Origin of the sequence: Flavobacterium aquidurense (genome assembly GCF_002217195.1) — a bacterium.
In the GTDB taxonomy this organism is placed as follows: Bacteria; Bacteroidota; Bacteroidia; order Flavobacteriales; family Flavobacteriaceae; genus Flavobacterium; species Flavobacterium frigidimaris.
Window position 1 is genome coordinate 167,450 of sequence record NZ_MUGR01000022.1, and the last position, 22,006, is coordinate 189,455.

The 22,006-nt window shown below is 34.0% G+C and carries 15 protein-coding genes; 9 read left to right on the top strand and 6 right to left on the bottom strand.

The window, feature by feature from the left end; translation table 11 throughout:
- Window positions 1–2,643 carry a S9 family peptidase gene (locus tag B0A67_RS11990; protein WP_072960862.1) on the top strand — a complete coding sequence of 881 codons (2,643 nt, stop codon included), beginning with the start codon at window positions 1–3 and terminating at the stop codon, window positions 2,641–2,643.
- Between the two features lie 72 nt (window positions 2,644–2,715).
- On the opposite strand, the gene B0A67_RS11995 is transcribed toward B0A67_RS11990, so the two are convergent.
- Together B0A67_RS11995 and B0A67_RS12000 are read right to left on the bottom strand one after the other, a co-directional pair.
- On the bottom strand, window positions 2,716–2,997 hold the full coding sequence (locus B0A67_RS11995) for a DUF6520 family protein (protein ID WP_072960865.1): 282 nt from the start codon (window positions 2,995–2,997) through the stop codon (window positions 2,716–2,718).
- A gap of 88 nt (window positions 2,998–3,085) precedes the next feature.
- Window positions 3,086–4,606: a DoxX family protein gene (locus B0A67_RS12000; protein WP_072960868.1), complete on the bottom strand. Its 1,521-nt coding sequence runs from the start codon at window positions 4,604–4,606 to the stop codon at window positions 3,086–3,088.
- A gap of 1,137 nt (window positions 4,607–5,743) precedes the next feature.
- On the opposite strand from B0A67_RS12000, the gene B0A67_RS12005 reads away from it, so the two are divergent.
- A complete protein-coding gene (locus B0A67_RS12005; protein ID WP_072960871.1) occupies window positions 5,744–6,202 on the top strand; it encodes a hypothetical protein in 459 nt (152 codons plus the stop codon).
- A 147-nt stretch (window positions 6,203–6,349) separates the two neighbouring features.
- On the opposite strand, the gene B0A67_RS12010 is transcribed toward B0A67_RS12005, so the two are convergent.
- Both B0A67_RS12010 and htpG read right to left on the bottom strand, forming a co-directional pair.
- On the bottom strand, window positions 6,350–7,066 hold the full coding sequence (locus tag B0A67_RS12010; RefSeq protein ID WP_072960874.1) for a DUF4369 domain-containing protein: 717 nt from the start codon (window positions 7,064–7,066) through the stop codon (window positions 6,350–6,352).
- Window positions 7,067–7,253: 187 nt separating this feature from the next.
- Window positions 7,254–9,137: a molecular chaperone HtpG gene (gene htpG, locus B0A67_RS12015; protein ID WP_072960877.1), complete on the bottom strand. Its 1,884-nt coding sequence runs from the start codon at window positions 9,135–9,137 to the stop codon at window positions 7,254–7,256.
- 202 nt (window positions 9,138–9,339) lie between these two features.
- Between htpG and B0A67_RS12020 the strand changes: the two genes are divergently transcribed.
- From B0A67_RS12020 to B0A67_RS12030, 3 genes are all read left to right on the top strand, one after another.
- Window positions 9,340–9,840, top strand: coding sequence for a lipocalin family protein (locus B0A67_RS12020; RefSeq protein ID WP_072960938.1), 501 nt, complete (start codon window positions 9,340–9,342; stop codon window positions 9,838–9,840).
- Window positions 9,841–9,857: 17 nt separating this feature from the next.
- Window positions 9,858–10,553: an OmpA family protein gene (locus tag B0A67_RS12025; RefSeq protein ID WP_072960880.1), complete on the top strand. Its 696-nt coding sequence runs from the start codon at window positions 9,858–9,860 to the stop codon at window positions 10,551–10,553.
- A 105-nt stretch (window positions 10,554–10,658) separates the two neighbouring features.
- Entirely contained in the window at window positions 10,659–11,609 is a 951-nt protein-coding gene (locus tag B0A67_RS12030; RefSeq protein WP_072960883.1) for an ABC transporter ATP-binding protein, read from the top strand.
- Between the two features lie 111 nt (window positions 11,610–11,720).
- Here B0A67_RS12030 and B0A67_RS12035 read toward each other — a convergent pair whose 3' ends face one another.
- Entirely contained in the window at window positions 11,721–14,132 is a 2,412-nt protein-coding gene (locus B0A67_RS12035; RefSeq protein WP_072960886.1) for an alpha/beta hydrolase family protein, read from the bottom strand.
- A 264-nt stretch (window positions 14,133–14,396) separates the two neighbouring features.
- Between B0A67_RS12035 and B0A67_RS12040 the strand changes: the two genes are divergently transcribed.
- Window positions 14,397–15,404, top strand: a complete 1,008-nt coding sequence (locus B0A67_RS12040) for a 3-oxoacyl-ACP synthase III family protein (RefSeq protein WP_072960889.1) — start codon at window positions 14,397–14,399, stop codon at window positions 15,402–15,404.
- A gap of 194 nt (window positions 15,405–15,598) precedes the next feature.
- Window positions 15,599–16,270: a copper homeostasis protein CutC gene (locus B0A67_RS12045; RefSeq protein WP_072960892.1), complete on the top strand. Its 672-nt coding sequence runs from the start codon at window positions 15,599–15,601 to the stop codon at window positions 16,268–16,270.
- Between the two features lie 92 nt (window positions 16,271–16,362).
- On the opposite strand, the gene B0A67_RS12050 is transcribed toward B0A67_RS12045, so the two are convergent.
- The gene (locus tag B0A67_RS12050) at window positions 16,363–18,777 is read right to left on the bottom strand and encodes a TonB-dependent receptor domain-containing protein (protein ID WP_072960895.1); all 2,415 of its coding nucleotides are present in this window, start codon (window positions 18,775–18,777) and stop codon (window positions 16,363–16,365) included.
- A 318-nt stretch (window positions 18,778–19,095) separates the two neighbouring features.
- Here B0A67_RS12050 and argS point away from each other — a divergent pair, with 318 nt between their 5' ends.
- On the top strand, window positions 19,096–20,874 hold the full coding sequence (gene argS / locus B0A67_RS12055; protein WP_072960897.1) for an arginine--tRNA ligase: 1,779 nt from the start codon (window positions 19,096–19,098) through the stop codon (window positions 20,872–20,874).
- Window positions 20,875–21,211: 337 nt separating this feature from the next.
- A complete protein-coding gene (locus B0A67_RS12060; protein ID WP_072960899.1) occupies window positions 21,212–21,922 on the top strand; it encodes a hypothetical protein in 711 nt (236 codons plus the stop codon).
- Window positions 21,923–22,006 lie beyond the last annotated feature (84 nt).

The following is a 22,006-nucleotide window of genomic DNA, read 5'->3' on the forward strand; positions in this document are numbered from 1 at the left end:
ATGAAATACAATATAGATAAATTATTCCGAAGAATACCACTGATTGTCAGATGTACAATATTGGTCACTCTTTTGACACCGTCTTTTGGGTTTGCACAAGGTAATGCTAAAAAACAGATTACAAAAGAGGACTATTCTTTATGGAGTAATCTTAGAGTGGGCAAACTTAGCCAAAGTGCAAAATGGGTAAGTTTTTCTCTTTTTTATGAAAGTGGCGAAGATACCCTATTTGTTAAAAATAGTACTGCAACCAAAACCTATAGTTTTCCTGGAGCAAGTAAAGGAGAGTTTATCGCTGATAATTGGTTTTCTGCGATGAGCTCTAAAGGGGAACTTGTAATTGTTGATTTGTTAACTTCAAAGCGAGAGATTAACGCAGAGGTAATCCGATATGATTTAAGAGTTGGAACAAAAGACATCATCCTTTTAAAAAAGAGGGCAGATGGCAAAAAAGATCTGGAACTAAAAAATGTAGTCACTAAGAAATCCCTGCTCTTAAAAGATATTGAAAACTATTGGTATAACTCAGGCAGAGATGCTGTGATCTATACGACAAAATCTGAAAACAATACAGCAATCGGGCTTTTTAATTTGCGTGATAATACCACTACTATAATAAACAATAATCCTAACGCTTTTCAATATTCAGATATAGTTTGGCAAAAAGGCGGAAAGTCTATAGCTTTTTTACTACACCCTTTGGAAGGTAGTAAAAAAACATACCGTACTTGCGTTGGGTACTATAGGTTAGCAGAGGATAAGTTTTATAGTTTTAATCCGTCTGCGCAGGATCATTTTCCTGAAGATATGGAAATAATCACATCTTCTTTTGCCTATCTCAGCATTTCGGAGGATGGCAAAAGAATATTTTTTGGACTAGAGAAAGCTGTAATTCCAGTGGATCTCTCACAGGTGCAGACTTGGAGTACAAAGGATAAATATCTTTATACTGCTAAAGTACAGATTGATGGTTGGGACAGAGCAGCAAAAGTAGCAGTGTGGTGGCCTGAGCGGAATAGTTTTAAGCGTATTACAGATAATGAATTTCCGAAATTGATGTTAAGCGCTGACCAAAAATATGCTTTTCTTTACAATCCTGAGCAATATGAACCGCAGGAAAACCGTGAAGCTCCTCTTGATATTTATATTTTGGATCTGGAAACAGGTACCCGCAAACTTTTGTTGCAGAATCAGTTGGGTAAGGAAGCGGCAATATCTATTTCTGTATATGAAAAATACATTGTTTATTTTAAAGACAGAGATTGGTGGGCTTATGATATAGTAAGTGGGCAGCACAAAAATCTTACTAAAGAGTTGGGGGTTTTCTTTTCAGATAACGAGTCCGATAGGCCGGAACAGGCTAGTCCTTTTGGTAATCCGGGATGGATACAAGGTGATAAAACTCTTTTTGTTTACGATAAATATGATATCTGGAGTATCGCAATAGATGGAAGATGTGCACTTCGATTAACTAGTGGTCGTGAAGATAAAACCACTTACAGAATTGTTGCTCAATCAACCCAGCAGTCTTTCAAAATGAACTATGACGGAAGTTATAAAGGGGTATTTGAATCTAAAGACAGATTGCTGATCAAGGCCGAAGCCTTGGAATATACAGGCTATTGTTTTTGGGATAAAAAAGCTGGATTGCAGTCCTTGATAGACAAGATGATGTATACGAGTGAATTTATTGCATCAGCCAAGAATGATAGTTATGTTTATAAGGAAGAGAACTACAATTTATCGCCGAGATTGCTTATTAAAGAGAAATCAAATTCAAAAGCAAAAATGCTTTTTCAAAGCAATTCGCAACAGGCAAAATACTATTGGGGATGTTCTAAACTAATTTCTTATACCAATTCCAAAGGAAGTATTTTAAACGGTGTCTTGTTCTATCCTGCAAATTATCTTGCTGGTGCAAAATATCCAATGGTAGTGCAAGTCTACGAAAAGCAATCCAAAGAATTGTATCGCTTTGTAAATCCATCACAGAAAAACCCGACAGGATTTAATATTGCTAATTTTAATTCAAAAGGATACTTCGTTTTTTTGCCTGATATTGTTTATCAAGTTGGGGACCCGGGATCTTCAGCGGTAGATTGTGTTGTTTCAGCAACTAAGCACGTTATTGGCAGTGAATCGTCTATTGATAGTACCCGTATAGGTCTTATAGGTCACTCTTATGGTGGATATGAAACAGATTATATCATCACGCAAACCAATATGTTTAAAGCCGCAGTGGCAGGTGCTGCTATTACCGATTATGTAAGTGGTTATCTTTGGGCAACATGGGGATTTGAAAAACCTAATTTTTGGCAGTATGAATTTGGGCAGTTAAGGATCGGGAGATCTCTGTATGAAGATTTCGCGTCGTATTTGAGAAACTCGCCAATTTACCATGCCCATAAAGTGAACACACCGTTGTTGTCATGGACAGGCGAACAGGATAGTCAGGTGCATTATTATCAGAGTATTGAATTTTATCTGGCCCTAAGACGCCTTGGAAAAATACATACGATGCTGCTGTATCCAGGAGAAGGTCATGTGCTTATGGATAAAAAAAATCAAAAAGATCTGACCCGGCGAATTGAAGATTGGTTTGACTATTACTTAAAAGGGAATATAAAGCCTGAGTGGTTGTAAAACAATAGGATTTGATAAAAAAAACAATGCAGCTCCATTTGGAGCTGCATTGTCATTATACAAGCAATAGCCTTATGGTCTAAAAACCGGTACAACACATTGATTGGCCGAATTTTTACCAAATAACTGGGCGCCACCTGCTGTGAGTCCTACGGTACAAACAAATCCGTTACTGTCTGTAGAACACATATCACGCTGCTCACAAGATGTTCCTTGTGGGTTCAGTTTGATGTACCCTTGAATTGGTGTAGCTGCTTTAGAACGCACATTCATGGCATGGGTGGTAAAAGCACTAGCTATTGCAAGAGCAAATACGGCAACAGGTAGAACCTGTTTTGAAAATTTTGTTTTCATGATTTATAATTTAATATGTTAGCGACCTACTCTTTTACAGGTTTTCGGTCTTTTCCCTGACACTGCAGTATATTTTCATGATGAGATTTTATTTTTGACTTTTATTTTTATAGGCAGTCGTTAGCCTTTTATTTAATTTGTAATGGACCATATACTTTCCAATAAAACCGTAGAAATTATCATTGAGAACAAAAAAGTTCTTCAGTCTTTGGTTTTTGATATGATAGATATAAAAACTACCTTTATAAAAATTGGTATTAAGGTCGTAGATATCAATAATACTGGCATCCTTCCACATTTCAGCAGGTTCATATTTACCTAATAATGCTGAATTGACAAACAACAAATTTTTAAATACGCTACTTGTTTTATTGACTAGTAAAGGAGGAGCTGCCAATTTTATTTCCTGCCTGCTGGCAACTGTCGTCACTTTGATATGGGCTTTATTGACCGTATCTATTGTCTTACCGCGATAGCTCAGATTAAGATACTTATCAGTTACAATAAATTCATTGCGATACAGGTAAATGTAGATCAGCCTTTGAAGATCTTTGTCGTAATTGAGTGTTCCGTCGACATCGAAAATTCCATCTATTTGTTTCTGTAATAATTTTGCATTAAAAATTACCTGTGGTTTGTCTCCAAATTGAAGTGATCCCAGTATGCTTTCGCCTTTTGTATTGGAATTGGAACGAAATGCCAAGTTAATTGAATCCATGAGTTGATAATGAGAAAAAGTATTGCTTCCATTCCATTTTACAGATGCCTTCCAGTCTTTTATCAGACCTTTATAAATAACAGGAACTGAACCGTCGATAAGATAAAAATTGGGATATAAAACACGAACCTGAACAGATTGGAATGGAAAATCAATTCGATTTAGATGAACCTTAAAATCATCTCTTTTTTGCAAGGTGCTGTCAAATGCGGTGATTAGTAAAGGAGCTGTGTAATTGCCCAAGTATATCTTTTCTTTCGTGGCTCCAGCAAAATAATAGGAACTAAACTGAAGGTCAATTTCTCCTAGTTTTACAGCATTGCCAGGAAAACGACGTACAAAATTATTTCGATGCTCAATGATGTCTTCTGATAGTATAAAAAGAAATGCAACAATACCAATACTAAAAAAAACAGTTATTGATAAAGTACTGGCAAGAACAGCAGGCTTTGTGAGATGCGTTTTTGGCATCATACCGGCCAGTATCAGAATACCTGCTGCTGCCAGAATTATAAAAACTGAATTAAAAATTAAATGTTCCCTCCATCCCATTTTTTCCAAAATGCCTCCGCAGGAACACGGAATAAAAGAACTGTAGTTTAGAATAATATAGATATATGCAGTAAACATAATCATAAGACTAAAAGATGCAAAGAGCCCCATTAATCTCCATTTTTTTGACATGACAAGTAATGCAATGAACAACTCTGCTAATGGGACTATCCAGACAATGAAACCTGCAAAAGCACTTAATAAAGGTGACTGTCCTAATTGTACTCGGAAGTTTTCAAAGTCAAGCAATTTACTTACTGCTGCATAAACAAATAAAGATGTATAGAATATACAAACGGTGTTGATGATTATATTTTTAATTACTATACTTAATCTCATGTTTTCTGATTGTTTAGTTGACTATAATTGTAAAATGTTTAGATCATTCTGATTTTTTCCCTATATAAATAGTGAAATTTAAAATTCTAGTAAACTCAAAAAAATAAAACCATTTTGATTACGATTCATTTCTTTGAAGCTGGAGCGAAAACAAAATTACAACAGGTTGTTCTACAGATTGTTACCAAAAACAGGCTAAAACTTTTAAAAAACAGGCTTTTTTCATTGCTAATAAGATGAAAAGAAGCGTTTTTCTTATTTTTCATTAGAGCTATTTTTTTAGTATTTAAAAATTAACTGTATTTATACCTTTTTTGATGGAAGAAAAATATAGTTTTATCACGTTTATTTGTAATTGTATTTCTGTTAGAAATGACTTTTTAATTATGAATAATTTATGGGATTATTCTTTGTTGAAAAGCGATACACTATTTAAAAAACATTATATCAAAAACAAGTAAAGTTATTTCTGAAGGGCTTTTTGTAGTTAAAACTTTAAAGTGATGGCTCTGAAATAAAATTGATATTTCTTATTTTCAATTTCATCAACTAGAAAAAAAGAAATATCAATTACTTACACAAGCTGGGAAAAACTTTACTTAATGTAATTTAAAAATGAAGATAATATTTGTCTTTTAGAAAATTTGCAAAATTAGGAGGTATAGCAGAAGTCTAAAAAGAAATAATTAGTAGACTGTTGGGCTACAGAAAATAACAAAACTAGTAGCCAATATAAACTTACGGAAATTGCAAAAGTGCTAGGTTTAACTTTGAAAGGAATTAAGAATTTTTTCAGAAGAAGTTATCTTCAGTATTAGTGGTCGTATAGTTAATGACAAGGATAATATTTCAGTAATTCAAATATTAAAATCAGCCAGCTCCCATTGAGCTTGCTAAACTGGTGTAGCTTTACGAATGTTTACTTCAGTTTAAAAAGAGAAGTGGAATATTTATGAAAGCTCATAAAAGAAAATAAATATTTTTGTAAAAACAGATATTAAAAGTAGAGAAAGAGGAGTGGTAAGATTTTTTAAGTTGAAAAGCTACTTGGAATTTAAAAATTTGTAATTTCTTTATTAAGTAAATTGTAATAATATTTTTCTTATGTTTGTTACTTAACCGAAACATATATAACAAATGGAAGAAAATTCAGTTTTTGAGAAATTTGAGTTGCAGCTCGACCAATCTGCAAAAGATTTTTTGAAGGAGACCGTTAAGTGGGCTTACTTTTTAGGTATAGTAGGATTCGTTGGTATCGGATTTATATTGCTCATTGCAGTTTTTGCAGGTGCGATTTTTTCTACACTAGGAAGTTCAATGGCAGGTATGGGAGCTTATGGCGGTTCTTTTGGGACAATAATGACTCTTGTTTATGTTGTGCTGGCAGCAATTTATTTCTTTCCTGTTTACTATCTGTTTAAATTTGGTGCAAACGGGAAAAAAGCTTTTAGGGATAATGACAATGTAGCATTAACAGCTTCTTTCAGTTACTTAAAATCGCATTACAAATTTATTGGGATTTTTATGATCGCAATTCTGGTATTGTACGGATTGATATTTGTGTTTTCTATGTTTGGAGCTTTATTAGGAAGGTAAAATGAAATAAAAAATCAAACTTTAAAAAATCTAAATCCCGAACAATTGACAGAATCAATATTATTGGTTTATTAGGATTTGGAATTTGCTATAAAACAAGAAAGTCCTGAGATTCTCAGGACTTTTTTTGTTTTATGTAGTTGTATATTATTTTTGTTCTTCTTTTTTAATATCAGCAACATACTTGGTAAGTTTTTTTCCGTAAAGTGATTGTGCTACTTTTGGAGTCATCGATTTCTGGATTGTATCAAGGAATTTGACATTGATATCATAAATCTCAGATAAAGCAATATAAGGCGCTATTTCGTGGTCTTTATTGTTAAGCGCAAAGTTGGTTGCGTATAAGTATTTTCTTTTGGTATTCGATTCTTGTTTTACGTTGATGCTGTCCAGCGCTTTTTGGTCTTGTCTTTTCATTGCTTTAAATCTTGCTTCAACCATAGAAAGGCTTTCTTCAGTAAAACGAGAATTTATCTTTTTGTATTCCTCATACAATTCCTGATTTTTAGATCCTGTAATTTTTGCACCGTAAATAAAGTTGTCTAAGTTGGTGTCGATATTGATATTTCCAGGCTCAGCAAAGAATAAAATATTATTGTCGAGCGAATTGGTAACCCCGCGGTCCAGATATAAGTAAAGCACTTCAGGAGATTCTAGTTTTATGTTGCTTTCAAAAGAGGAATTTCCATCTATTTTGATGCTGTCGATCGCTACAAGAGAGGTGTCAACGATTCTTTGAATGTATAAAGTTCCGTTTTTTAATCCTTTTATATTTCCTGTAAGGTGCAAACCGTCAGTTGATTCTTTTTTGCTACAAGATGCTAATAGTGCGATTGTAACAAAAGCAATAATTGATTTTTTCATTGGTTTTTTAGATTTTGCTGCAAAATAAAGAAAATAGTTTGAATGTGAGGATGTCGTGTTTAAATTTTGCTAAAAATAAATTTCAGTGTATTTCACGGATCTGATTTCTCAGTTTAAAAATAAAAACATAAAAAAATCCTGTAAGCAGCGCCTACAGGATTTTAGAGTATTTATTCGATTAAGAATATTATTTAATCATCTCAAAACTTCTTTTTACAAAAGCAGTCAAAGCTTCCCCTTTTAATAGGTTTTGCGATAATTTAGCCAGGTCTAAAGCTTGTTTTACTAAGTGTTCCTGATGTGTTTTGTCTTCAGTATTCAAAATGCTTGTTGCTAAATCTGAATTGGTATTTACAATCAGATTGTACATCTCAGGCATATTACCCATTCCAAACATTCCACCACCGCCAGACTGGCTCATTTCTTTCATTCTACGCATAAATTCCGGCTGCGTGATAATAAACGGAGCAGCCTGACTATCCATAGCTTCCAGCTGAACACTGTATGCTTTGGGAATATAAGCTTCTAATGAAGTTTTTAATGTTTCTTTTTCTTCATCAGATAACTTCGAAATCGTGTTTTCGTCTTTTTTGATTAAATTATCAATATGGTCAGAATCTACACGAACAAAAGTTACATCCTTATTATCGCCTTCGATTTTTTGAATCAAATGCGAGATAATAGGAGAATCTAAAAGCAATACTTCGTATCCTTTTTCTTTTGCTGTTTCAATATAAGAGTGCTGTGCATCTTTATTACCTGCATAAAGAACAACCAGTTTTCCGTCTTTGTCAGTTTGGTTTTCTTTTAATTTCTCTTTTAATTCTTCAAGAGTAAAGTAAGTATCATCAACCGTTGGGTATAAAAAGAAAGCACCTGCTTTTTCGTAGAATTTATCTTCAGAAAGCATTCCGTACTCTAAAACGATTTTAATATCATTCCATTTTTCTTCAAAATCAGCACGATTCTCGTTGAATAACGCTTTCAGTTTATCCGCTACTTTACGAGTAATGTAGTTAGAGATTTTCTTAACGGCACCATCCGCTTGTAATCCGGAACGGGAAACGTTCAAAGGGATGTCCGGAGAATCGATAACTCCTTTTAACATGGTCAGGAATTCAGGTACAATTCCTTCTACGTTATCCGTAACGTAAACCTGGTTTTGGTACAATTGAATTTTGTCTTTCTGAATTTGCATGTCAGAACCTAACTTAGGGAAATATAAAATTCCGGTTAAGTTAAACGGGTAATCTACATTTAAATGAATGTTGAATAACGGATCTTCAAATTGCATTGGATACAATTCTCTGTAGAAGTTTTTATAATCTTCATCAGATAATTCCGTTGGTTGTTTTGTCCATGCTGGATTTGGGTTATTGATGATGTTATCAACCTCAATAGTTTCGTTTACGTAATCCTCAGGAGCATCTTCCGGTTTAGGAAGTGTTTCTGTTCTTGTTCCAAATTTAATCGGAATAGGCATAAACTTGTTGTATTTGTTTAATAACCCACTGATTTTTGAATCTTCTAAAAATTCAAGAGAATCTTCGGCAATGTGCAAGATGATTTCTGTACCACGTGAAGTTTTGTCAGCCGGCTCTAAAGTAAATTCAGGGCTTCCGTCACATGTCCAGTGTGCAGCTGGCTCGTCTTTGTATGATTTAGTAATGATTTCTACTTTTTCTGCAACCATAAAGGCAGAATAGAATCCAAGACCAAAATGACCAATAATTCCGGAATCTTTAGCAGAATCTTTGTATTTGTCAAGGAACTCTTCAGCTCCTGAAAAAGCAACCTGATTAATGTATTTTTCAACTTCGTCAGCTGTCATACCTAATCCCTGGTCGATGATGTGAATTTTTTTCCCCTCTTTGTCAATCTTGATTTCAATAACAGGGTTTCCGAATTCTACTTTAGCTTCACCAATGCTGATTAAGTGTTTTAATTTTAAAGTAGCATCCGTTCCGTTTGAAATTAGCTCACGTAAAAAGATTTCGTGATCGCTATACAAGAACTTTTTGATTAAGGGAAAGATGTTTTCTACCGAAACATTAATTTTACCTGTTGTCATATTATTTTAATTTTTTAGTTTAATGTGATGATTCTCATTTCTTCAAATAGAATACCAATTGTTTTTTGAGTGACAAAATGTCGTAAGTGTTAATTCTGCAAGAAAATAATTGTATTCTGGAACAAAAGATATTACTGTGAATTGTATCTTTGTGGTATAATAATTGTTAAATGGGTAAGTATTAACTTAAATAATGTACAAAATGAAGAAAGTTATTTTCATGTGCATGATTGCCGCGATGTTTTTTGCGTGTAAATCAGCTTCGTCTACAGCTTCAACAGAAGCAACAACGCTATCGACTAAACTAGACAGACCAAGTCAGGTTGCTATTAAAGGAAATTGGGTTTTAACCAATGTATCTTATCCGGGTTCTGAGTATATCAAGGTAAACTCTTTTGATCTTGCGGATTCTAAATGTTTTATTGGTAGTACCTGGAACTTTATTTCAAATAATAATAAAGGAAGTATGGCTTTGACAGCGCCAAGTTGTACAGGATTTAATTCTCCTATCGTATGGAGTATTAACAATCAGGGTATGTTCGTGCTTAAAATTCTTGATGCTGGTATAAAAGCTAAGAAAGTAAGAGACGGATATTTACTTAAAGTGGCTGGATTAACTGATAATTCATTTCAATTGATCGATAATATCAATGTTGGTGGACAAATTAAGGATGTAACTTACCAATTTCAAAGAGCTAATTAATATTAAAATATATAAAGATGAGAAAAATAACAGTTTTAGGTTTGAGTAGTTTACTTGTATTAGTAAGTTTCTTTACAAGTTGCGATTCAGTAAAAAACGCTAATAACACTCAAAAAGGAGCGGGAATTGGAGTAGTTGCCGGTGGTCTTATTGGTGGTATTTTAGGAAATAATTTAGGACGCGGTGGAAACGCTGCTTTAGGAGCTGCTATTGGAGCTGCCGTAGGTGGTGGAACTGGTGCTCTTATTGGAAACAAAATGGACAAGCAGGCTCGTGAAATCGATCAGGCTTTACCAGGTGCATCTGTAGAAAGAGTTGGAGAGGGGATTCACTTAACTTTAAATGAAAACTCTGTTCGTTTTGATACTAATAAATCAACTTTGACTGCTCAGGCAAAAGCAAATTTAGATAAATTAGTTCCTGTATTCAACGAGTACGGAGATACTGATATTCAAATTTTTGGTTATACTGATAATACAGGAAAACCAGAATACAATTTGACTCTTTCAGGACAAAGAGCGGCATCTGTACAAGCTTATCTGGCTTCAAAAGGATTAAGAGCAAGCCGTTTCAAAACTTCTGGTTTAGGAATTGCTGATCCAATTGCAACAAATGATACTCCGGAAGGAAGAGCTCAAAACCGTCGTGTAGAATTCTCTATTACTGCAAATGACAAAATGGTTAACGATGCTAAAGCCGAAGCTGGAAAATAAGTTTCAAACGCAATAAAATTTCTTAAAAGCTGTTTCATAATTGAAGCAGCTTTTTTTTGACTTTAGAAATTAAACATTGTAAATTTGTCCTTTCAAATATAACCCATGCTCGACATTCAAAATATCTCTTTTTCGTATACCGAAAATCCTGTTATAAAAAACGTTTCTTTTACTATAAATAAAGGCGAAAATATTGCCATTATTGGCGAGAGCGGCTGCGGGAAAAGTACGCTTCTTAAACTTATGTATGGTTTGTATAACTTAGATGAGGGTAAGATTTTTTATAACGAAAAGCCAATTTTAGGACCTAAATACAATTTGATTCCCGGAATGCCTTATATGAAATACCTAGCTCAGGATTTTGATTTGTCGCCTTTTGAAACTGTAGCTGAAAATGTTGGAAAATTTCTTTCAAATGGTTTTGCGAATATGAAAAAACTTCGTGTTCAGGAATTGCTGGAAATGGTAGAAATGGAATCGTTCTCAAATGTAAAAGCTAAATTTTTAAGCGGGGGACAACAACAAAGAGTTGCGCTGGTAAGAGTTTTGGCTTTAGAACCGGAAGTAATTTTACTGGACGAGCCTTTCAGTCAAATCGATGCTTTTCGTAAAAATGCTTTACGCCGAAATTTATTTCGATACTTAAAACAAAAAGGAATTACCTGTATAATTGCAACACACGATAGTACAGACGCATTATCATTTGCAGATGAGGCAATTGTAATGCGTAACGGGGAAGTCATTAAAAAAGGTGATCCTATAAAAATTTACGAAGATCCGGAAACTAAATATGTGGCTTCGCTTTTTGGTGAAGTAAATGAGTTGCCAACTCATTTGTTATTGCCATATGAAGATCAAACGCATAAAACACTTGTATATCCGCATCAGTTTAAAATGGTGGGAGAATCTAATTTGCCGGTAAAAATCAGAAGGACCTATTTTAGAGGAAATCATTATCTGATAGAAACTGTTTATAAAAGGCAACTGGTCTTTTTTGAGAGCGAAATAGATTTACCTCTCGAACAGGAAATATTTTTGGGTTTAAATTATTTGTAATTAGAGAATTGCCAATTTGAAAATTAGATAATTGTTTCGCCTATAAAAATAACAAACCCGACAGCTTTGAAAAACTGTCGGGTTTTTTTATTATAGAAAATAAATGAAATTTTAGTTTTTTAAGTACTTCTCTAAAAACTGATCTTGTTCCCAAAGTAGGTGTAAGATGTTTTCTTTGGCTACATAGCTATGTGCTTCTTTTGGTAAAATGACCATTCTTGCTGTTGCTCCCAAGCCTTTTAATGCTTGATAATAACGTTCTGTCTGCAAAGTAAAAGTTCCCGGATTGTTATCCGCTTCACCATGAACCAGTAACATTGGTGTTTTCATTTTGTCTGCATTCATAAAAGGAGACATTGCTGTATAAACTTCAGGAGCCTCCCAGTAATTACGTTGTTCAGTCTGGAAACCAAATGGGGTCAAAGTTCTGTTGTAAGCACCACTTCTGGCAATTCCGCATGCAAAAAGATCAGAATGTGTCAGTAAATTAGCCGTCATAAAAGCGCCGTAAGAATGTCCGCCAACCGCCACTTTTTTACGGTTTATATATCCTAAAGCATCAACGGCATCAATTGCAGCAGCAGCATTGTCTACTAATTGAGAAATAAAGTTGTCATTGGGTTCCGTCGTTCCTTCGCCAATAATAGGAAAAGCAGCATCATCAAGAACAACATATCCTTTAGTCACCCAATATACAAACGATCCGTAATACGGGAACGTGAATTCATTTGAATTCTGAGTCGATTGTCCTGCGCTGTTTTTGTCTTTGTATTCAGCCGGATACGCCCAGATCAATAATGGTAATTTTTCTTTTTTTGCTTTGTCATAACCAGCAGGCAGGTATAAAGTTCCTGAAAGCTCAACACCATCTTTACGTTTGTATTTGATGACTTCTTTGCTCACATTTTTAATACTCTCGAACGGATTTTTGAAAGAAGTAATTGCTGTTAAGCTATTTTGCTTTTTAATATTTCTGAAATAATAATTCGGATATTCACTTTTAGACTGAATCTGCACCAGAACTTTTCCAGTTTTAAAATCTTCGATTCCAAGCAAATCTTCTTTTTTGTCCTTATAAGTAGAAGTGTAAATACGTTTTGATTGTAATGTTTTTAAATTGAATTCATCTATAAAAGGAAACTGTCCTTCTTTTGTATATCCTTCACCAATGCGGAAAGCATTATCTTTCTCGATGGCCAATACATATTTATTGTATTCATTTTTCTTAGTCTCAAAAATTCCCGGATCTGAGTAAACATCTTGTTGGTTTCTATCAGTAACTACTTTTGCTTGCTGAGCAGGATTTGACGGATTGATCAGATATGTTTTTGTATTACGCGTATCGTACCATTCGTCTGTAATAAAAGCAACATTGTCATTTCCCCAGGTAATATCGCTGTAACGTTGAGGTAGTTTTACTAATGAAGTTGCGTTGTTGGCAAAAGGAGCATCCCAAAGATAAACTTCGTCTCTAAAATCGACTTTGTTGGCTGGATCACCTTCGTCAAGAGCTACGGCATACGATAATGTTGCCGGTTTGTCATTTCTCCAGGTCATTTCTCTTTTTCCTTTTCTTACCGCCATAAAACCTTTAGGAATTACTTCGTTTAGAGGAACTTCGTTTACCGTTTTAACTTCTTTTCCTGCAGCATCATAAACAACTGTTTTAGATGGGAATCTGTTCAGAGGTACAACATACGAAAATGGTTTTTGTATGGTCGTTACCATAATATAGTTGCCATCCGGTGAAATTCTTTCTCCTGCATACATTGCTGCTTCTTTGAATAAAGTAGCTGTTCCGTTGAGTTTGACTTTGTATAATTCAGAAGTAATGATGTTCTCAAAATTTATTTCATCATTCTGATTTTTCAACATATCAGGATAGGTTCTGTTCTGGGATTTGGTTCCTGCCGTGCTCGAAATAATTGGCCCGGTTGGTAAATCTTTTTTAGAATCCAGTAAAGGCTTTCTGTTTTTTGGAAGCATTTTCACCAAAATAGTTTCACTGTCTAAAAACCAGCTAAACGGATTGCCAAGATTTGCATTTACCGTGGCATCAGTAAGTTTTGTTGCTTTTGCTGTTGCTACATCCAATACCCAAAGTTCAACTCCTGAATTTGTAGTATGCGAAAACAAAACTTTCTTATCGTTTGGAGACCATAGAATATTACTTATTTTAGGATTCTGAGGCAAACCTGAAACTTGTACTTCTTCCTTTGCGTTAACTTTTCTTAATTTTAGATTTATGGTATAAGTTACCGTACTGGAAATATTGGTTACGGGATTAATTCTTAAACCGCCTAAACGAAGTTCTTCCTGATTTAAATCGTCTAATGTTTTGTAAGTACTTCTGTATAAAAATAAAATATTCTCTTTTTTTGTATCCATTGATACTGTAGGAGCTCGTTCGTAATCAGCTAAATCTAAAATAGATTTTGATGGTTTTTGATAGGTTAAATTTTCTTGGGCAGAGGCAAAAAAGCCAATGTTAAGAAATAAGAGGAGTGTAACCTTTAATTTCATAATGTGAATTTTAGGAGTTTAAAAAATAGGTATTCGTAATGTTTGACTAAAGTACTTTAAAGTTGTTACATATTATGCGTTATTTTTCATACTTTTCATTGTTTTAGTATGAAAACTGTTTTTTCATGATATAAATAGCTTCAATTGACGATATAATTAGAGTATATTGAATTGCTAATAACGAAAAAAACACTAATTTGTACACTAATGTTTTAAAGTATACTTAGATTTGCAATCCAATTTTTTAATAAATAATAGAAGAATATGTATCATTCAAAAATAACGGGCTTAGGATATTATGTTCCTTCAAATGTTGTGACCAACGACGATTTGTCTAAGATTATTGATACCAATGATGAGTGGATTCAGGAGCGTACGGGAATTAAGGAGCGAAGACATATTATTCGTGGAGAAGACACCACAACTACAATGGGAGTAAAAGCAGCCAAAATTGCTATAGAACGATCTGGCGTAGCCAAAGAAGATATTGATTTTGTAGTTTTTGCTACATTAAGTCCGGACTACTATTTTCCAGGACCAGGAGTTTTAGTACAACGCGATTTAGGATTAAGAACTGTAGGAGCATTAGATGTAAGAAACCAATGTTCTGGTTTTGTGTACGCTATTTCTGTTGCTGATCAGTATATTAAAACCGGAATGTATAAAAATATTTTGGTGATTGGTTCAGAAGTTCATTCAACCGGATTAGATATGACTACTCGTGGTCGCGGTGTTTCGGTAATTTTTGGAGATGGAGCAGGAGCAGCAGTTTTAAGCCGTGAAGAAGATTTGACAAAAGGAATTTTATCAACTCACCTGCATTCAGAAGGACAACATGCCGAAGAACTGGCTTTGCAGGCACCGGGAATGGGAGCGCGCTGGGTAACTGATATTTTAGCAGATAATGACCCGAATGACGAAAGTTATTATCCGTATATGAACGGGCAATTTGTGTTTAAAAACGCAGTAGTTCGTTTTGCTGAGGTAATCAATGAAGGTTTAGAAGCAAACGGTCTGCAAGTTTCAGATATTGATATGTTGATTCCGCATCAGGCGAATTTGAGAATTTCACAATTCATTCAAAACAAATTCAAACTCACGGATGATCAGGTTCATAATAATATCCAGAAATACGGAAACACAACCGCAGCGTCTATTCCAATTGCCTTAACAGAAGCCTGGGAGCAAGGAAAAATCAAATCAGGAGATACTGTTGTTCTGGCAGCTTTTGGTAGTGGTTTTACCTGGGCAAGCGCAATTATTAAATGGTAAATTAATTCATCTTGCATTATATTCTGAAACCTGCTCTTTTTGGAGCAGGTTTTTTTGTACTCATTTATCAGGTCGGCCGATTCGAAGCCCATGTTACGATTAGCAAGTCTTTTATTTCGTGTATGGCATTTCGGTTTTAATTAATATTTTTGTTAAGTCAGAAATGACAAATGATAAAACATCTTTACATAAAAATGAAAAAAAATCAATTAGAAATAGCCTGTTTCAATTATGAATCGGCAATAATTGCGCAGGAAAGCGGTGCAGACAGAATCGAATTGTGTGACAATATGCAGCTTGGCGGAACAACACCCAACGCTGTTCTGGCAGTAAGAGTCCGTGAGAAGCTGTCGATAAAAATGCATGTTATTATCAGGCCGCGAGGTGGGGGCTTTGTTTATTCTGATGAAGAGTTTACAGAAATGAAACAAGATATAAAATCCTTTAAAAAACTTGGTATAGATGGTTTTGTTTTTGGAATTCTAAATCCGGACGGAAGTGTAAATAAAAAGCAAAATGAGGAATTGGTAAACTTGGCAAGTCCGTTTTCTTGTACTTTTCATCGTGCTTTTGATCACGTTAATTCTATAGAGCAAGCCCTTGAAGATGTTATCGATTGTGGTTTTCAAACTATTCTGACTTCCGGGAGAGGAAAAAATGTCGAAGAAGGAATTGATGATTTGATCCTGATTCAGAAATTGGCCAAAGACCGAATCGAAATTATGCCTGGCGGAGGTTTGCGATCTTCAAACATTAAATTACTTCAGGAAAAACTTCAGCCAACTTTTTATCACTCATCGGCTATTACAAATAATACCGAAACAGCAAATCCGGAAGAAATAAAAGAATTACGCAATTTTTTATAAGCGGCTGGTACAAACTAAAAAAGCCTGGAGTTGGCAAACTCCAGGCTTTTCTTTTCTACATGAACTATTAAAATCTACTAATAAAAGCGGGATTAAAACATTCCGCCACCACCTTTACTAGTGTTATCTTCTCTTTGTTTGCGTTCTAAATTTTTGATTTTAGCTCCACCAAAATTATACGTTAAACCTAAATAAACAGTTTGACTTTCCCATTTAAATTGTCCTTCATGCGCATAAGGATACATAGCGTCAAAAGAATATTTCATAGTATTGAATACGTCGTTAAAACGTAAACTGATGTTCATCTTGTTGTCTAACAATGTATAACGTGAACCCATGTCCATTTTGTACATTTCGTGACTGTTATTTTGAAGTCCGTCAACTCCACCTCTGTAAAAACCAAATAATAAGAAGCTTAAACGTTTGTTTACTTTAAAGTTGGAGTTCATACGGCCATTAAATGCTGCCACAGTAACTTTTCTTTCGATCGGGCTGCTTGTTTGTGTTACAGGATCATATGCGAACACAACTCCTTGTTGGTTGATACTTGAGAAATCAATAGATGGCGCAATATCCCACCATTTTGTGATTTTGTAGTTAAAAGAAACCTCAAAACCATAAGAAGTATTGTGATCGTAATTTGTATAAGTCAGAATTTGTTTGTTTCCGCTTGGGTCTGTATCATCCGGATATAAAATTCGGCTAATCTGATCATTGATGCTTCTATAGAAAACGCCAGTCGTAAAACTTCCTTTTGTGAAAGTTTTAGTGTAATTTACTTCAACAGAATTTGTAAACTGCGGACGCAATTCAGGATTTCCTATAGATGTTACTAACGGAGTAGAAAACTCACGAATAGGTTTTGTCTGCTCTAAACTAGGACGGTCTACACGACGGCTATAGCTAAATTGCAAAGTGTTTTTCTCATTCAGGTTATAGGTTAAATAAGCCGAAGGATATAAAGTAATATAATCATCATTGAATTTTTCAAGACCATGGTTTAGGTTAGCGGCTACTTTGTAGCTTTCAAAACGAGCACCCAATTGGTAACTGAATTTTTTAAATTTCTGACCAAATGTTACATAAGCTGAATAAATATCAGTGTCATAAGTATAATTAGAAACCGGGATTGCTGCAAGTGGATTTCCGGTAATATAGTCATTGTCCGTTTTAGTAATTCTCGCCTCGGCGCCCGCTTCAAGAGTTGTTTTTTCATTTAAAGGATTTACGTAATCAACATTTAAAGTAGTCAGTTTACGTGTTCCTTTTATATAATCATCATAAATGACATTGTTCTGGGTATTGTCAGTATTTATGGTCTGAGTATCAAAAGAAGAATACTGTGTTTCTTTATTGTCGCTGTAGTTTCCTTCAAAATCTAAGGTATGTCCTTCTTTTTTGAAGATATGTTTGTAAGCTAAATTATAAGTGCCAACTTCATCGGGTCCTGAATATTTAGATTTCTGAAAGATTTTTGAAATGTCAGAATCGGTTACGTTATTATAGTCAATACCAGTATTGACAAATCCTTTTCCGTTGGATTTATTCTGATTCGTGTAGATCGATATTGTATTATGATCATCAATTAAATAATCCATTCCAATTTTATACAAGTACGAATCATTATCGTTTAAAACATCAATTTTCTGAACAACTTCCGGATCAAATCTTTTGATGAAACCGTCGTTTTGATACGTTCCGAAATTTTGTCCTGCATTTCCAAAGAAATTTACTTTTCCGGTTTTGTAATTCAAATTCAAAGATTGGTTGTATTTAGCCGTTTCTCCAAAAGTAATTCCGCCACTGTAACTTCCGTTAAAACCAGTGTTGGTATTTTTGTGTAAAACGATATTGATGATTCCTGACATTCCTTCCGGATTGTATTTTGCACTTGGATTGGTGATCAGCTCAATTTTTTTGATAGAAGTTGACGGAATTTGTTTTAGTAATTGAGCAGGGTCAATATTTGATGGTCGTCCGTCAATTAATACACGAACATTATCGTTTCCACGAAGAGAAAGTTTTCCGTCCTGATCGACATTCACAGACGGAATGTTGTTCATAATGTCTGATGCAGATGCACCTGCAGTTGTCAAATCTTTACCAACTGTAATTATTTTTCGGTCAATTTTTTGTTCTATTGTCGAGCGGTCACTTACTATGTTTACCCCTTTAAGCTGGGTTGCTTCTTCTTCAAGAGAGACATTAACTGTGGCTGTCTTTTTATTATCGCTCAAAACGATTGACCCTGTATATTTTTTGAATCCAATGTATTGAATTTCGATCGTATAGGTTTTTAAAGCTAAATTTTTGATAGTAAAAGCACCATTATCATCTGTGTTAACTCCCGTAACTGCTTTTCCGTTGTCTTTGATGGAGACGGTTGCGTAAGAGATCGGTGCATTATTGGATTTTTCGGTAATTTTTCCGGAAACCGTTCCGGTGTTCTGGGCCTGAGCTGTTGCAAATACCCCCAGTAATGCGAACAGAAAAAGTTTTAGTTTCATAATTTTGGTATCGATTGTTTTGATTTGATTGATGATGATTGTTTTTTTTTGTTAATTTTTTTTGCTTCAAACGAATTCAAAGTCCCTATTAAGACTCTTTTATCATCGATATGTTACAGAAAAAAATGAAAAAGATTATGTTTTTTTTAAGACAGCCTGTTTTTGAAGAGATTAGCATTTTAATTTTTTGATAATTTTAACATTCAAAACAAAATGCTTTTTACAGATTTCTAAGAGTTTTGTTGTATTTTATATGTTTTTCATTTTCTGTAATTGACGAATAAGCAGTATATTTGCTCACTTTAAAAATAAGTTTACATGTCATTATCACAAATTCTTACACCTTCTATACAAAAAGCAATACAAGCATTATTTGATGTTACTGTTGATAAAATCGAATTTCAGACTACACGCAAAGAGTTTGAAGGCGATATTACAATGGTAATTTTTCCTTTACTAAAAGTGATCAAAAGCAATCCGGTAGAATTAGGAAATAAAATAGGAAATTATTTAGTAGAAAATCTTCCTGAAGTATCCCGTTTTAACGTTGTTTCGGGTTTTTTGAATATTGTAATTGCAGATAGTTATTATTTGAATTTCTTTAATGGAATAAGAGACAATCAAAAATTTGGATACGTTACTCCAAATCCGGATGATAAAGCCATTATGGTCGAATATTCTTCGCCAAACACCAATAAGCCTTTGCATTTAGGTCACGTTCGTAACAATTTGCTAGGATATTCTGTAGCCGAAATTATTAAGGCTTCAGGAAAAAAAGTATACAAAACACAAATCATCAACGACCGTGGAATTCATATTTGCAAATCGATGCTGGCCTGGGAGAAATTTGGAAATGGTGAAACTCCGGAAAGCTCCAGTCTAAAAGGAGATAAATTAGTTGGTAAATATTATGTTGAGTTTGATAAAGCTTATAAAGCTGAGATTTCTCAATTGATAGAAACTGGAAAAACGGAAGAAGAAGCTAAAAAACAAGCTCCAATTATTATTGAAGCGCAAGAGATGCTTAAAAAATGGGAAGCCGGTGATGATGCTGTAATTTCTCTTTGGAAAAAAATGAACCAATGGGTTTATGATGGTTTTGCTACTACTTATACCAATCTTGGAGTTAATTTTGATAAATATTATTACGAAAGTAATACCTATTTGTTAGGAAAAGATGTTGTTCAGATAGGTCTTGATAGCGGTGTTTTTGAAAAAGATCCTGACGGTTCAGTTTGGATTGATTTAACAGACGAAGGTCTCGATCGTAAAATTGTATTGCGTTCAGACGGAACAGCTGTTTACATGACGCAAGATATAGGAACAGCAATTCAGCGTGTAAAAGACATGCCGGATGTTGGCGGAATGGTTTATACAGTGGGTAACGAACAAGATTATCACTTTAAAGTATTGTTCCTGATCCTGAAAAAATTAGGTTTTGACTGGGCTTCAAGTTTGTATCATTTATCATACGGAATGGTAGATTTGCCATCAGGAAAAATGAAAAGCCGTGAAGGAACTGTTGTAGATGCTGATGATTTGATGCAGGATATGACAGATACAGCACAACAAATCTCAGAAGATTTAGGGAAACTGGACAGTTATTCTGACGAAGAAAAAGCAAAATTGTACAAAACAATCGGTCTTGGCGCTTTGAAATATTACATTTTAAAAGTAGATCCTAAAAAACGTATTTTGTTTAATCCGGAAGAATCAGTTGATTTTGCAGGAAATACAGGTCCGTTTATTCAATATACTTACGCCAGAATTCAGTCGATCATTCGTAAAGCCGATTTTGATTTTTCAGTTGCAACGAATACAGAAGAATTACATGAAAAAGAAAAAGAATTGGTAAAACAAATCGAACTTTTCCCGGAAGTAATCCAGAATGCAGCTCAAAATCACAGTCCTGCATTAATTGCAAACTATACCTATGATTTGGTAAAAGAATACAATTCTTTCTATCAGTCAGTGCATATACTAGGAGAAGTAGATTTGACTAAGAAAATATTCAGAGTACAGCTTTCTCAAAAAGTAGCCGAGGTAATAAAAGCTGCTTTTACATTATTAGGAATAGAAGTTCCTGAGAGAATGTAATTGTATTAAATAAGTATCAAAACAAGAGAGTCGATAATGGTAAAATTATCGGCTCTTTTTTATGAAATAGCGTTTTTTATTGATGATTATTTTGTTCGTAAAAATGAAATAATTATTATGAAATGGTTAAAGATTTTACACAAAAATTTTGTTGTAAAAAAAATAAATTAACATTTGCAAATGTCGTTTTTATAGCTAAGTTTACGGTAAGAAATTGATTTATAAAAAAAGTCTAAAAAACCACTAAATATAGGAGATGAGCTAATTTTTATTCTCTTTTAAGACAATCGAGGAAGCTGAAAATCGTAAGAGTAAGCAAAACTAAAAACCCAAAACAATGATTAAAAACCCTTTTTTATTACTAGCACTTCTTCTAGTATGTTGTACAATTAATGCACAAGATTTAATTTCGCCTTCTTATGGCTTTTCTCACAGCAAAACAGCTTACATCACTTTGGCTGACGGAACTGAAATTAACGGAACTATCAAAGATATCGATAGAGACAAAGGGTTAATCGAGTATATTAAATTACAAGACGGAGCTGGGAAAAAACACAAACTAAAACCGGAAAATATTAAGTTTATGTACTTACCTCCAAGCGGACTTGACAATTTAGGTAAGAAACTTAATTTTCTTGAAGATTTCAAAAAATGGAATGACACTAAGTTAAACCAGGATTTCTTAAACCAAGGATATGCTTATTTTGAAACGACTGATGTAAAAATCAAAAAGAAAAGCAGCAAATTGTTAATGCAATTACTTAATCCTTCATTCAGTAAAGATTTTAAAGTGTATTGTGATCCTTATGCAAAAGAAACTACTTCTTTAGGAGTTGGTGGAGTTAAATTTATTGGTGGAGATGCAAAATCTTACTATGTAGCTAAAAAAGATTCACCAGCATTTTTGTTAAAGAAAAAAGATTACAAAAAAGAATTTGTACCATTATGGGGAAGCTGTGAAAAAGTAGTAGCTGGAAACCCAGAGCCAAAATGGACAGATTTAACAAAACATATTGTTGCTTATTCTGAGTGTGTAGATCCAAGCTAATATGTAATAGGATAATCTATATTTGATTTGATATCTTTTGAAGATTTTAAACTTAATATAGCAAACAAAAAAAGGAGCCGTCTC

Coding starts and splice junctions, on each gene's coding strand:
- B0A67_RS11990 (WP_072960862.1), top strand. CDS start 1: ATGAAATACAATATAGATAAATTATTCCGAAGAATACCACTGATTGTC.
- B0A67_RS11995 (WP_072960865.1), bottom strand. CDS start 2,997: ATGAAAACAAAATTTTCAAAACAGGTTCTACCTGTTGCCGTATTTGCT.
- B0A67_RS12000 (WP_072960868.1), bottom strand. CDS start 4,606: ATGAGATTAAGTATAGTAATTAAAAATATAATCATCAACACCGTTTGT.
- B0A67_RS12005 (WP_072960871.1), top strand. CDS start 5,744: ATGGAAGAAAATTCAGTTTTTGAGAAATTTGAGTTGCAGCTCGACCAA.
- B0A67_RS12010 (WP_072960874.1), bottom strand. CDS start 7,066: ATGAAAAAATCAATTATTGCTTTTGTTACAATCGCACTATTAGCATCT.
- htpG (WP_072960877.1), bottom strand. CDS start 9,137: ATGACAACAGGTAAAATTAATGTTTCGGTAGAAAACATCTTTCCCTTA.
- B0A67_RS12020 (WP_072960938.1), top strand. CDS start 9,340: ATGAAGAAAGTTATTTTCATGTGCATGATTGCCGCGATGTTTTTTGCG.
- B0A67_RS12025 (WP_072960880.1), top strand. CDS start 9,858: ATGAGAAAAATAACAGTTTTAGGTTTGAGTAGTTTACTTGTATTAGTA.
- B0A67_RS12030 (WP_072960883.1), top strand. CDS start 10,659: ATGCTCGACATTCAAAATATCTCTTTTTCGTATACCGAAAATCCTGTT.
- B0A67_RS12035 (WP_072960886.1), bottom strand. CDS start 14,132: ATGAAATTAAAGGTTACACTCCTCTTATTTCTTAACATTGGCTTTTTT.
- B0A67_RS12040 (WP_072960889.1), top strand. CDS start 14,397: ATGTATCATTCAAAAATAACGGGCTTAGGATATTATGTTCCTTCAAAT.
- B0A67_RS12045 (WP_072960892.1), top strand. CDS start 15,599: ATGAAAAAAAATCAATTAGAAATAGCCTGTTTCAATTATGAATCGGCA.
- B0A67_RS12050 (WP_072960895.1), bottom strand. CDS start 18,777: ATGAAACTAAAACTTTTTCTGTTCGCATTACTGGGGGTATTTGCAACA.
- argS (WP_072960897.1), top strand. CDS start 19,096: ATGTCATTATCACAAATTCTTACACCTTCTATACAAAAAGCAATACAA.
- B0A67_RS12060 (WP_072960899.1), top strand. CDS start 21,212: ATGATTAAAAACCCTTTTTTATTACTAGCACTTCTTCTAGTATGTTGT.